An 11,380-nucleotide genomic window follows, 5' to 3' on the forward strand; every position below is an offset into this window, starting at 1 on the left:
GAGCAAGGAGAAGAGCGACGCAGCACAGCCAGAATCCAAGCCCTGACCTCAGAGCGCCATGGCTCTTCGGTCAAGAGTTACCGCATAGATTCAGGGGTTCCTGCGCAGAGCTTCACTCCTGCTCGTCCTCGGATTCCGAAGTCGGAAGGCCTCGGCCTGGTACGGATATCTGTGATGGCCGACCTGAAACGGAAATCAAAACCACCAGTCCGGCGGCAATTGCCGCCGGCAGGAAAGACCCGGATGGTGAGCGGTTATGTCAGTGGGGCATCAATGCGTCGTGGGTTTGGCCCTCAGTTTTTCAATCTCGTCCTTGATTGCCAGCTTGCGTCGCTTGAGATTCACGATTTCGAGGTCGTCCACCGACGGGTGATTCATCGCATCATCGAGCTCGCGTTCGATGTCGCCGTGTTTCCGCTGCAACTCATCAAGATGGGATGCAAGAGACATGATTGGTTCTCCCTTTCATGGTTTCCTCGATTGCAGCCGCCAAAGGCGCGTCCACCGCAGGCTCGCTCTGTGACGGCACAATGACAGTGTGCCACCTTCGCGCAGCGATGTCGAATGATCCGTGGTAGCATTCCACGGCACTGTGAAATGTGATATGGGCTGCGCGCCGGTGGCAAAACGAGCCGCCCCCGCCCAATCAGGCCCAGTTTTGGGCGCCGCAGACGTGCAGACGGTAGAGAATGTCCGATCAGGAACAGGCCGATATTCGCCTCGAATTTTCCCGGCTGAAGCAGGAACACGCCGATTTCGACGCTGCGATCAATGCGATGATCGCCATGAACTGCGACCCGCTGCAGATCCAGCGCATGAAGAAGAAGAAGCTTGCGCTGAAGGATCGGCTGATGAAGCTGGAAGACAAGATCATCCCGGACATCATCGCCTGACTTCAGGTCCAGGCCGCGATCGAAAGCCTCGCCGCGCGTTCGCGCAGCAGGGCCAGGAGTTCGCCTGTCTTCTCCTGCGACGTGTCGATGGGCACCACCAGACACATCGTCGCCTCGACCGTGCCGGGCGCTGAAAACACCGGCGCGGCGAGGCATTTCGTATAGGCGTCGACGAGCCCCGAAGTGATACAATAGCCGGTGGCGCGCGCCGTCGCTATGTCGGCGATGAAATCGTCCAGCCGCAATCTGCGGCCATCGGGCAGGATGAGATCGTCTTCCGATATCATCGCCTCGATCCGGGCCTGTTCGAGACCGGCGAGCAGGAGCCTGCCTGAGGCGGTCCAGGGCAGCGGGATCTGCAATCCGGTGGCGGAGCTGATGCGGAACGGCCGGGTGCCCGGGCTCGAGTGGACGATCGTATAGCGGCCGCTCTGCAGCATGCACAGTTCGGACGTCTCGCCGGTCTCGCGCGACAGGTTGTCGACCTCCTGGCGTCCTCGCCTCAAGAGGTCGTTGCCGCGCACATAATCCATTCCATAGAGATAGAGCTTCTTGCCGAAATAGACGCGGTTGCCGTCGCCGGCCATTTCCAGGAGGCCGGCATCGACCAGCGATCGCACCAGCGTGTAGGTGGTCGAACGCGGCGCGTTGACCCCCTTGGCCAGGTCGCCGATGCCGATGGCGCGCTGTGTCGAATGAAGGAACTCCAGAATCTCGAGCACCCGGTTGAGGCCCTTCTCCCGAGAGGCCGAAATCTTTGCGTCCGCTGAGACCGCCAAGGCGCTGCCATCTTGCATTGTCGATTCCTGATGTTAGTATCTGTCTTGTACAGGATACACACGTCCCTTGTAAGAGACAATTTCTGAATGATTTCGGGCGCGTGTATTGCCTGTGCGTAGGGGAACACAACACGAAAGGAGGTCGCTGTGAACGACACATCCAAAAGGCGTGATTTTCTGAAACTGGGCATGGCCGGACTGGCAACGGCCGGCGTCATGAGCGCGGCGGCTACGGTCGACGTGCAGAAGGCGGCGGCGCAGGCTGCGCCCGATAGCCTGCTGCGCACCGTGCTGGAGCGCGGCAAGCTGATCGTCGGCACCGGAAGCACCAATGCGCCCTGGCATTTCGAGAACGATGCCGGCGAACTCGTCGGCATGGACATCACCATGGGACGCATTCTCGCAAAGGGGTTGTTCGATGACCCGGCCAAGGTCGAGTTCGTCATGCAGGACCCGGCGCAGCGCATTCCGAACGTGACGACCAACAAGGTCGACATCACCATCCAGTTCATGACCATGACCGCGCAGCGCTCGCAGCTGATCAACTTCTCCAGGCCTTACTACGTCGAGGGCGTCGCCTTGCTGACTTTGCCCGGCGCCGAGAACAAGACCTTCGACAAGCTGCTTGCCGCAGGCTCCGCGACGCGCGTTTCCATCCTGCAGAATGTCGACGCCGAATCTTCGGTGCATTTTGCCTTGCCGGAGGCGCAAGTGATGCAGATCGATACACAGGCCAACGTGCTGCAGGCACTGGAATCCAAGCGTGCCGATGCCGCTGCCGTCGACCTTTCCACCGTGCGCTGGCTCGCCTCGCGCAATCCTGACAAATACTTCGACGCCGGCAAGAGCTGGTATTCGATGCTTTATGGCGCAGCGCTCCGGCAAGGCGATCTCGACTGGCTGACCTTCGTCAACCAGACCTTCACCATCGCCATGTTCGGCCATGAAACGGCGCTCTACGACGCGGCGTTCAAGGACTATTTCGGGCAGGAGCCGCCGGCGCGCCATCCCGGCTTCCCGGTTATCTGACGTCATCGGCGGATAGGCGCCGCCGGCGCCCTTCCGCCTTTTTCCTGGCGACGCGGCCAGCTTTGCGTCACATCGGGAGCACTGAGGCCGACGCATGGGTTATGCGCTTAATTTCAACCTGATCTGGCGGCATTTCGACAAGCTGTGGGGCGGCCTGCTGCTCAGCCTCGAACTCGCGGTCATCTCGATCGCCATTGGCATCGTCATCGGCCTGGTCCTGGCGGTCTGGTACGTGTCGGCCGGACGCATGGTGCGCGGCATCATCGCCGCCTATGTCGAATTCATCCGCAACGTGCCGCTGATCTTGCTCGTCTATCTCGTCTTCTACGGTCTGCCGACCGTGGTCGACATCGCCTACAGCGCGCAAACCTCGTTCGTCGCCACGCTGGCGCTCTACAGCGGCGCCTATCTGGTCGAGGTGTTCCGCTCCGGTCTCGAAGCGGTGCCGCGCGGCCAGCTCGACGCCGGCAAGGCGATCGGCCTGACGCCCTGGCAAAGGCTGCTGCATGTGCGCCTGCCGACCATGCTGCGCATCACGCTGCCGGCACTTTCCAACACCTTCATATCGCTGTTCAAGGACACCTCCGTCGCCTCGGTCATCTCGGTGCCCGAGCTGACCTTCGGCGCGCAATGGATCAACTTCAACACCTTCCGCATCGTCGAGGTCTATCTCGTCGTGACGGCGATGTATCTGCTGACCGGCTACGCCCTGCTTTACGCGCTCCGGCTCGTCGAACGCTGGTTCAAGGTGGTGCACTAGCATGCTTGGCCAGATCGCCTACGCCTTGCCTTTCCTGGCTCAGGGTTTTGCGCTGACGCTTTGGGTGTCGCTGCTGGTCGTGACGTTTTCGCTCGTCGCCGGCGTCGTCCTTGGCGTTGGCCTGGTCTATGGCCCGGCGCCGGCACGCTGGGCGGTGCGCATCTTCAGCGACACGATCCGCGGCATACCGATCCTGGTTCTCATCTTCTTCGTCTATTACGGGATGCCGGCCGTCGGGCTTCACCTGCCGTCCTTCTGGGCTGCCGTGCTGGCGCTGACCTTGTTCAAGACGGCCCAGGTCGTCGAATACCTGCGGGGCGCCGTCGGCTCCATCCCGAAGGGACAATCGGAGGCCGCGATGGCGATCGGCCTGACCTTCCGCCAGCGGCTGGCCCATGTCATCTTTCCGCAAGCGTTCAGGCGTTTCCTGCCGCCCTGGATCAATGGCGTCACCGACGCGGTCAAGGGCAGCGCGCTGGTTTCGCTGCTCGGCATCACCGATCTCATGCAGGCCATCAACCAGGTCATCGGCCGCACCTATGAGGCCATGCCGCTCTACATCCTTGGCGCCCTCATCTATTTCGCCGTCAATTATGCGCTTTCGCTTGCCAGCCGGCGGCTGGAGCGGCGCTTCTCCTTCATCCGGGAATAGCAATGTCCACAAGCTCGAACGATGCCCCGGCCCTCCTCGATATCCGCGATGTGTCCAAATCCTTTGGCGCCGTCCAGGTCCTGCGCTCGGTCAGCCTGCGCGTGGCGCGCGGCGAGGTGGTGACGGTCATCGGGCCCTCGGGCAGCGGCAAGACCACGCTGCTGCGCTGCGTCAACTTCCTGGAGAGCTATGACAGCGGGTCCATCCGCATCGACGGCAAGGAGGTCGGCTTCCGCGAAACCGGAGCCCGCCAGCGCCGCAGTGAACGCGACCTTGCCGCGATGCGCGCCGAGACCGGCATGGTGTTCCAGAGTTTCAACCTGTTTCCGCATCTCACCGCCGCCGGCAACATCATGCTCGGCCTCACCAAGGTGCGCGGCAAAAGCACCGCGGAGGCGCGCGCGATTGCCGAACACTGGCTCGGCCGCGTCGGCCTTGCCCATAAGGCCGACAGCCTGCCGGCGGAGCTCTCGGGCGGCCAGCAGCAGCGCGTCGGCATTGCGCGCGCCGTGGCCATGGGGCCGAAAATCCTGCTGCTAGACGAGATAACCTCCGCCCTCGATCCGGAACTCGTCGGCGAGGTGCTCGAAGTGGTGCGCAGCCTCGCCGAGGACGGCATGACGATGGTGATGGTCACGCATGAGATGGCCTTTGCCCGCGACGCCTCGAGCCGCATCGTCTTCATGGCCGATGGCGGCGTCGGCGCGGTCGGCCCGCCGAAGGAGATTCTCGCAGCAGACGCCGACAATGAGCGTCTGCGCAATTTCCTGGCGCGCTTCCGCGCCTCGCACTTCTGACATCGGATGGTCGACGCCATCCCAAGGAGCCTTCTTCCATGACGCCTTACACCAGGCTCGCCGAACTCGGCCTCACATTGCCCGAGCCGCCGACGCCCATCGCCAACTTCGTCACCCATGCCGAGAGCGGCCGGCTGATCTTCCTGTCCGGCCAGGGACCGCTGCGAGCTGACGGCACGCTCTGCACCGGGAAGGTGGGCGAGGATGTGACGGTGGAGCAGGCTTATCAGCATGCCCGCCTCACCGGCCTTAACCTGCTTGCCGTCATGCATGCTGCCGCCGGCGATCTCGGCCGCATCGTGCGCGTCGTCAAGCTGCTCGGCTTCGTCAACGCCACGCCGACCTTCAGCGATCACCCCAAAGTGGTGAATGGCTGCTCCGATCTTTTCGCCGACGTTTTCGCCACGATCGGCGGGCATGCCCGCTCGGCGATCGGCGTCGGCTCCTTGCCCGGAAACATCACCGTCGAAATCGAAGCGGTCGTCGAGATCGCCGCCTGACCTGCTAGAAATGGGATCCAGAGATGAAAACCTATTCCGACACCGGCTCCAACACCACGATCCGCGAACGGCTCGGCCTTCGCCCGATCATCAACGTCTCCGGCACGATGACGGCGCTCGGCGCATCGATCATCGTACCTGAAGCGATCAGCGCCATGTCTGAAATGGCATCGCAATGGGTGGAGATGGATGATCTGCAGCGCGCCGCAAGCGCCGTCGTCGCGCGCCTCACCGGCGGCGAGGCCGGCTTCATCACCGCCTGCTGCGCCAGCGGCATCACCATGGCGATCGCCGGCGCGATGACGGGAACCAACCTGCTCGCCATTGAACGCCTGCCTGACGTCACGGAAGGCCTGAAGTCCGAAGTCATCGTCCAGCTCGGCCACATCGTCAATTATGGGGCGCCGATCGACCAGTCGGTCCGGGTGGCCGGCGCCAAGGTCGTGCCTGCCGGCACGGTCAGCGTGACGCAGGATTATCATGTCCGGGACGCGATCAACGACCGCACGGCGGCAGGCCTCTATGTCGTCGCGCATCACACCGTGCAGTACGGCATGCTGTCGCTGGAGGAATTCTGCGAAATCTGCCACGCCAAGGGGGTGCCGGTGATCGTCGACGCGGCTTCCGAATATGACCTGCGCGGCTTCCTGGCGCGCGGCGCCGACATCGTCATCTACAGCGGCCACAAATTCCTGAGCGGCCCGACCAGCGGCATCGTCACCGGACGCAAGGATCTGGTGCGATCAGCCTATCTGCAGAACCGCGGCGTCGCCCGCGCCATGAAGGTCGGCAAGGAAAGCATCGCCGGCACCATGGCCGCGCTCGAGGCCTGGGAGAAGCGCGACCACGCCGGCATCCGCCGGCGCGAAGAGGCCGCCCTCAACCTTTGGAAGGATGCTCTGCAAGGTATCCCGGGCATTGGCGCGGAGATCATTCCCGACCCGACCGCCAACCCACTTGATCGGCTGCAGGTCTTCGTGCGGCCGGAAAGCGGTTTCACCGCCGCCGGCCTTGCCTCGGCGCTTGCCGGGGGATCGCCGCCCATCATCGTGCGCAACCACGAGGTCGAACGGGGCCATTTCTTCCTCGACCCCTGCAATCTTCATCCCGGAGAGGCGGAGATTGTCGCCGAACGGCTGCGTGCCCTGTTGACCGCGAAGGACCGGCCCGCCGACGCCATGAGGATTGCTCGCAAGGATTCTTCCGGCGCCTTGCGCTGGCCGGATTGAGCGCCAAGCGGACCAACGAAACAGAAGCATGGGCTGATCACGTGACCGTGAACAGCCGGATGCGTACGCGCCGGGAATAAATCTCGGCCGCAACGGGTCTCCTCGACATAGGCCGCTACAGGCGTTGAGGAGACCGGCATGCCCGTCATTGCGAAAACGACAGCGAGCATGGCCGCCGCGTCGGCGGCCGCCATTTGCTCGAGCGCATGACCTTAGCCGGCCTTCTCCCATGATGCAGGGCTTTCCCATTGCGCTTGACACTGGTGACGCAGATGAATTCACTTTCGCCACGGCAGGCGGCTCTGCCTGTTGCCGCGGGTTTCGCCCGGGCGAGCGGGACGAGATCACCCGCGTTGCCTGAAAGCGCCCGGCCTGTTCCTCGCGGAGTATCGGATGGTGCTGCTTTGAGCGATAAGGCCAGGGCCGAGCGCTTCAACGAGGTGGTGCTGCCGCATCTCGGCGACGCGCTCGCGCTTGCCCGCTGGCTGACCGGCAATGGCGCCGATGCCGAGGACGTCGTGCAGGACGCCTGCATAAAGGCGCATGCCGGCATATCAGGCTATGCCGGCGGCAATGCCCGCGCCTGGCTGCTGACCATCGTGCGCAACACCGCCTATACCTGGATGTCGCGCAACCGGCCGCGCGGCATGCTGGCTGTCGGCGATCTCGGCGACCTCGATGAGATGGCGGCGGCACACGGCACCAGTCTGCCGGACGAAAACGGTCCGGAGGCAAGCCTGATCGCCAAGGCGGATACGGCGGCACTTGAAGCGGCTATAGCAGCCTTGCCGCAGCCGTTCCGCGAGGCGCTTGTGCTGCGCGACATCAACGGCCTCAGCTACCGCGAGATGGCGGCCATGCTCGGCGTGCCGATGGGTACGGTGATGTCCAGGCTGGCCCGCGCGCGGAGCCTGCTTGTGTCTGAACTGGGGAGAGCGCCATGACCATGCATGACGACGGACTGCCCAATGATCCGAAAGGCATCAGGCTGATGATCCACGCCCTCGTCGACGGCGAACTTGATGCAGCGGCCGCGCTTGCGGTGGAGCGGCGCCTCGCCGCCGATCCGCGGCTTGCCGCCGAGCATGCCCGCATCGTGGCCTTGCAGGGCGCGATCGGCCACTTGCCGCACTCCGAGATCAGCGATGCCTTTCGGGCTCGCATCGCGGCCATTGGCGCTGCGGCCACCGCGCAGCCGGAGGCAGGCGAAACGGTCAAACCGCAGCAGGGCTCACCGGCGCTGCCGGGGATGCTTGCCCCTAGCGGGGGAGGGCAGAGGCGAAATGCCGATCCGCGGCTGTCGCCAAGTCGAGCGCGCCGCTTCGGCTCGTTCGACTGGCGGGCCATGGCCGCGTCGATCATGATCAGCGCGGTACTCGCCAGCGGGGCGACGCAATGGGTGATGTTCAGCGGTGCGGAAGACGGCCTTGCCGCCGCGGTCGCCAGCGGCCATCGCCGCAGCCTGCTTGCCGCCAGCCCGATCGACATCGTCTCGTCGGATCGCCATACGGTAAAGCCTTGGCTCGACGCCCGGATCGGCGTGTCACCACCGGCACCTGATCTTGCCCAGGACGGCTACGCACTGATCGGCGGCCGCGTCGAAGTAATCGCCGGCCGGCCCGTGCCGGCACTTGTCTACCGCCACCGCGAACATCTGATCACGCTGGTCGCCGAACCGCAGCAGGACGGTAAGGTCAGCGGGCCTGACGATCTGTCCTCCGGCGGCTTTTCGCTGGTGCAGTGGAGCGACGGCGCCTTCTCCTACTGGGCTATCTCCGACATGGAGCGGCCCGAACTCGACGATTTCGTCGCCCGCTTCCGCAAGGCTGCGGCATAGGCCGATCTCCCGGCCGGACGACCGGCAATGCCTCGCATCCTTGCCGCCGCCGCCGAATTCCGCTAAGGCGCGCCTTTGTCGCCGGGAGCAGAAGCTTGGACGATCAACGCGCCGACGTCGCCATCATCATGGGCAGCCAGTCCGACTGGGCGACCATGCGCCATGCCGCCGAGACACTGGAGGCGCTTGGCATCCCGCATATCAGGCGGATCATCTCGGCGCACCGCACCCCCGACCGACTCTACGACTTCGCCAAGGGCGCCAAGGCCGCCGGCTACAAGGTCATCATCGCCGGTGCGGGCGGTGCGGCGCACCTGCCCGGCATGACGGCGGCGATGACACCGCTGCCGGTGTTCGGCGTGCCGGTGGAATCCAAAGCCCTGTCGGGACAGGATTCGCTGCTGTCCATCGTCCAGATGCCGGCCGGCATTCCCGTGGGGACGCTGGCCATCGGCAAGGCCGGTGCGGCCAATGCAGCCCTGCTGGCCGCCGCCGTGCTGGCGCTCCACGACGACAAGCTTGCCGGGCGGCTTGATGCCTGGCGCGCCTCCCAGACCGCCAAGGTCGCGGCCGAACCCACGGACGCGCCGTGAGCCTGCCCGCCGGATCGACCATCGGCATCATCGGCGGCGGCCAGCTCGGCCGCATGCTGGCAATGGCGGCCGCTCGCCTCGGCTACCGCACCGTGGTGCTGGAGCCGCAGCCGGATTGCCCCGCAGCGCAGGTCGCCAACCGTCAGGTCACGGCCGCCTATGACGACCCCGCCGCGCTTGCCGAACTGGTCGCGGCAAGTGCCGTCGTCACTTATGAGTTCGAGAACGTTCCGGTTGCCGCCGCCGAGGCGCTCGCCGCCAAGGTGCCGGTCTATCCGCCTGCGCGCGCGCTTGATGTGGCGCAGGACCGGGTGACCGAGAAGACATTTCTCAACGGCATCGGCATTGCCACGGCGGATTTCCGCGCGGTCGACAATGACGACGAGCTGACGGCGGCGCTGAAGTCCTTTGGCGGCAGCGGCATATTGAAGACGCGGCGCATGGGTTATGACGGCAAGGGCCAGCGCGTCTTCCGCGACATGGAAGCCGGCGGCTTCGCCGGCACCTGCGAGGCCATGGGCAACGTGCCGCTGGTCCTCGAGGCTTTCGTTTCCTTTGAGCGCGAAGTCTCCGTCATCGCCGCGCGCGGCATCGATGGCGTCGTCGCCGCTTACGATCCGGCCGAGAACGTCCACCGCAGCGGCATTCTCCACACATCGACCGTGCCGGCCGTGATCGCGCCCCAGACAGCCGAGGCGGCCCGGACGGCGGCGGTGAAGATCCTGTCGGCGCTTGACTATGTCGGCGTCATCGGCGTCGAGTTCTTCGTGCTGGCCGACGGCTCGCTGCTGGCCAACGAGATCGCGCCCCGCGTCCACAATTCAGGTCATTGGACGGAAGCCGCCTGCACCGTTTCGCAGTTCGAGCAGCATATCCGCGCCGTGGCCGGGCTGCCGCTCGGCGACCCGCGGCGCCATTCCGACTGCGTGATGGAGAACCTGATCGGCGACGATATCATGCGCGTTCCGGAATTGCTGGCGGAGCCAGAGCTGATGTTGCATCTCTACGGCAAGGCCGAGGCGCGGCCCGGCCGCAAGATGGGCCATTTCACCCGGATCAGCCGCCGCGCCTGACAGCGACAGCGACACCGCGAGCTACTGGGCAGGAAAACTCGGCGCATGGTGTCCCCCAGTCACGTGGCGACCACCACATCATACCAGCCGGTGCCGAGCCATGGGCCGGCTGCGGATATTTGACGGCATCGGGCATTCATCTCCGCTACCAGGCATGCTTGCGGTTGACACGGACAAGGCTCCTCGTTTATGAGCCACCCACAGTTCAAAGGCGCGTCTTCTGGCGCGCCTTAAAATTTCGACCCGACCGGGTCCACACCGACAGGCAAGACCATGAAGATCAAGAATTCGCTCAAGGCGCTGAAGGCGCGTCATCGCGACAACCGTCTGGTTCGCCGCAAGGGCCGCGTCTACATCATCAACAAGACCGCCCCGCGCTACAAGGCGCGCCAGGGCTGAGCTTCGTCGCGAGGCTTTTTGCCTCCACAGTTGGTGTTTATCGTCGGTCCGCCGGCTTTTCACGCTAAAATCGGTTTGACGTTCCGCCGCCCGGGACTAGATTCGGGCGATGCGGATTCTTTTTGCATTTCTGACGATCCTCGTTTGCAGCGCCGTCTCGTTGCCGGCGCGGGCCGATGATCGGGCGACCGTGCAAACGGCCCCGGAGCCGGCGCCTCCGGATGCCCAGCCGGCGCCGGAAGCCCCGCCTCCCGCAATGACCAGGGAGGCCCGGCTCGACAAGCTGTTTGCCGATCTCAAGCGCGAGCGCAACGAAAAGGCGGCAGAGCGTATCGCCGGCATCATCTGGAACGAATGGTCCCAGTCGGGCAGCGCCTCGATCGACCTGATGATGCAATGGTCGCAGAAGGCGATCGAGAACCAGAAGTTCGACGTCGCGCTCGATTTCCTCGACCAGGTGGTGACATTGCAGCCAGCGTATGCCGAGGGCTGGAACCGGCGTGCAACGGTGCATTTCATGATGAAGAACTACGGCAAGTCGATGTCCGACATCGATCATGCGCTGCAACTCGAGCCACGCCACTTCGGCGCGCTGTCTGGCCTGGCGCAGATCATGACCGTGACCGGACGCAAGCAATCGGCGCTCGAGGCCTGGCAGAAGGTCCTTGCCATCTATCCGATGCTGCGCAGCGCCCAGGACCAGGTCGGCACGCTTTCGGAAGAGCTCGCCGGCGAAGGCATTTGATATTTAAGGCAGTAGGGGAATAGGGCAGTACGGCAGTAGGAGAGAGATCGCCCGGAAATACTTCCCCTACTCCCCTACTCCCCTACTCCCCTAC

15 protein-coding genes are annotated in these 11,380 nt (G+C 64.4%); 13 read left to right on the forward strand and 2 right to left on the reverse strand.

What is annotated here, in order from left to right; translation table 11 throughout:
• Positions 1-270 precede the first annotated feature (270 nt).
• Positions 271-450 carry a YdcH family protein gene (locus tag LB566_RS27995; RefSeq protein ID WP_097571999.1) on the reverse strand — a complete coding sequence of 60 codons (180 nt, stop codon included), beginning with the start codon at positions 448-450 and terminating at the stop codon, positions 271-273.
• 239 nt (positions 451-689) lie between these two features.
• On the opposite strand from LB566_RS27995, the gene LB566_RS28000 reads away from it, so the two are divergent.
• Positions 690-893 carry a YdcH family protein gene (locus LB566_RS28000; protein ID WP_140550905.1) on the forward strand — a complete coding sequence of 68 codons (204 nt, stop codon included), beginning with the start codon at positions 690-692 and terminating at the stop codon, positions 891-893.
• Between the two features lie 2 nt (positions 894-895).
• On the opposite strand, the gene LB566_RS28005 is transcribed toward LB566_RS28000, so the two are convergent.
• Positions 896-1,690 (reverse strand): IclR family transcriptional regulator, encoded by a 795-nt coding sequence (locus LB566_RS28005; RefSeq protein WP_140550904.1) that lies wholly within the window; start codon positions 1,688-1,690, stop codon positions 896-898.
• Between the two features lie 129 nt (positions 1,691-1,819).
• Between LB566_RS28005 and LB566_RS28010 the strand changes: the two genes are divergently transcribed.
• The 12 genes from LB566_RS28010 to LB566_RS28065 all read left to right on the forward strand — a co-directional run bounded on the left by LB566_RS28010 (position 1,820) and on the right by LB566_RS28065 (position 11,286).
• The gene (locus tag LB566_RS28010) at positions 1,820-2,701 is read left to right on the forward strand and encodes a transporter substrate-binding domain-containing protein (RefSeq protein ID WP_140550903.1); all 882 of its coding nucleotides are present in this window, start codon (positions 1,820-1,822) and stop codon (positions 2,699-2,701) included.
• A 94-nt stretch (positions 2,702-2,795) separates the two neighbouring features.
• Positions 2,796-3,461, forward strand: a complete 666-nt coding sequence (locus LB566_RS28015) for an amino acid ABC transporter permease (protein WP_140500485.1) — start codon at positions 2,796-2,798, stop codon at positions 3,459-3,461.
• Between the two features lies 1 nt (position 3,462).
• Complete coding sequence (locus LB566_RS28020) at positions 3,463-4,113, forward strand: amino acid ABC transporter permease (protein WP_140500483.1); 651 nt, start codon at positions 3,463-3,465, stop codon at positions 4,111-4,113.
• A 2-nt stretch (positions 4,114-4,115) separates the two neighbouring features.
• Positions 4,116-4,910: an amino acid ABC transporter ATP-binding protein gene (locus tag LB566_RS28025; RefSeq protein WP_140550901.1), complete on the forward strand. Its 795-nt coding sequence runs from the start codon at positions 4,116-4,118 to the stop codon at positions 4,908-4,910.
• A gap of 38 nt (positions 4,911-4,948) precedes the next feature.
• The gene (locus tag LB566_RS28030) at positions 4,949-5,410 is read left to right on the forward strand and encodes a RidA family protein (RefSeq protein WP_140550900.1); all 462 of its coding nucleotides are present in this window, start codon (positions 4,949-4,951) and stop codon (positions 5,408-5,410) included.
• Positions 5,411-5,433: 23 nt separating this feature from the next.
• Complete coding sequence (locus LB566_RS28035; RefSeq protein ID WP_224629175.1) at positions 5,434-6,639, forward strand: aminotransferase class V-fold PLP-dependent enzyme; 1,206 nt, start codon at positions 5,434-5,436, stop codon at positions 6,637-6,639.
• A gap of 404 nt (positions 6,640-7,043) precedes the next feature.
• Positions 7,044-7,583: a sigma-70 family RNA polymerase sigma factor gene (locus tag LB566_RS28040; protein WP_224629177.1), complete on the forward strand. Its 540-nt coding sequence runs from the start codon at positions 7,044-7,046 to the stop codon at positions 7,581-7,583.
• Positions 7,580-8,476, forward strand: a complete 897-nt coding sequence (locus LB566_RS28045; RefSeq protein WP_224629179.1) for an anti-sigma factor family protein — start codon at positions 7,580-7,582, stop codon at positions 8,474-8,476. The genes LB566_RS28040 and LB566_RS28045 overlap by 4 nt, the downstream gene beginning before the upstream one ends.
• 95 nt (positions 8,477-8,571) lie before the next feature.
• Positions 8,572-9,069, forward strand: a complete 498-nt coding sequence (gene purE / locus LB566_RS28050; RefSeq protein ID WP_140550896.1) for a 5-(carboxyamino)imidazole ribonucleotide mutase — start codon at positions 8,572-8,574, stop codon at positions 9,067-9,069.
• The gene (locus tag LB566_RS28055; RefSeq protein ID WP_224629181.1) at positions 9,066-10,142 is read left to right on the forward strand and encodes a 5-(carboxyamino)imidazole ribonucleotide synthase; all 1,077 of its coding nucleotides are present in this window, start codon (positions 9,066-9,068) and stop codon (positions 10,140-10,142) included. The genes purE and LB566_RS28055 overlap by 4 nt, the downstream gene beginning before the upstream one ends.
• Positions 10,143-10,415: 273 nt before the next feature.
• Complete coding sequence (gene ykgO, locus LB566_RS28060; RefSeq protein ID WP_125004464.1) at positions 10,416-10,541, forward strand: type B 50S ribosomal protein L36; 126 nt, start codon at positions 10,416-10,418, stop codon at positions 10,539-10,541.
• A gap of 109 nt (positions 10,542-10,650) precedes the next feature.
• The gene (locus LB566_RS28065; RefSeq protein ID WP_224629182.1) at positions 10,651-11,286 is read left to right on the forward strand and encodes a tetratricopeptide repeat protein; all 636 of its coding nucleotides are present in this window, start codon (positions 10,651-10,653) and stop codon (positions 11,284-11,286) included.
• Positions 11,287-11,380: the final 94 nt, after the last annotated feature.

This window comes from Mesorhizobium sp. CA13, assembly GCF_020165235.1.
GTDB lineage: Bacteria > Pseudomonadota > Alphaproteobacteria > Rhizobiales > Rhizobiaceae > Mesorhizobium.

Excerpts from the sequence above, each read along its gene's own strand:
- LB566_RS28065 (WP_224629182.1), top strand. The coding sequence starts at position 10,651 with ATGCGGATTCTTTTTGCATTTCTGACGATCCTCGTTTGCAGCGCCGTC.
- LB566_RS28045 (WP_224629179.1), top strand. The coding sequence starts at position 7,580 with ATGACCATGCATGACGACGGACTGCCCAATGATCCGAAAGGCATCAGG.
- ykgO (WP_125004464.1), top strand. The coding sequence starts at position 10,416 with ATGAAGATCAAGAATTCGCTCAAGGCGCTGAAGGCGCGTCATCGCGAC.
- LB566_RS28035 (WP_224629175.1), top strand. The coding sequence starts at position 5,434 with ATGAAAACCTATTCCGACACCGGCTCCAACACCACGATCCGCGAACGG.
- LB566_RS28025 (WP_140550901.1), top strand. The coding sequence starts at position 4,116 with ATGTCCACAAGCTCGAACGATGCCCCGGCCCTCCTCGATATCCGCGAT.
- LB566_RS28005 (WP_140550904.1), bottom strand. The coding sequence starts at position 1,690 with ATGCAAGATGGCAGCGCCTTGGCGGTCTCAGCGGACGCAAAGATTTCG.
- LB566_RS28015 (WP_140500485.1), top strand. The coding sequence starts at position 2,796 with ATGGGTTATGCGCTTAATTTCAACCTGATCTGGCGGCATTTCGACAAG.
- LB566_RS28020 (WP_140500483.1), top strand. The coding sequence starts at position 3,463 with ATGCTTGGCCAGATCGCCTACGCCTTGCCTTTCCTGGCTCAGGGTTTT.
- LB566_RS27995 (WP_097571999.1), bottom strand. The coding sequence starts at position 450 with ATGTCTCTTGCATCCCATCTTGATGAGTTGCAGCGGAAACACGGCGAC.
- LB566_RS28000 (WP_140550905.1), top strand. The coding sequence starts at position 690 with ATGTCCGATCAGGAACAGGCCGATATTCGCCTCGAATTTTCCCGGCTG.
- LB566_RS28030 (WP_140550900.1), top strand. The coding sequence starts at position 4,949 with ATGACGCCTTACACCAGGCTCGCCGAACTCGGCCTCACATTGCCCGAG.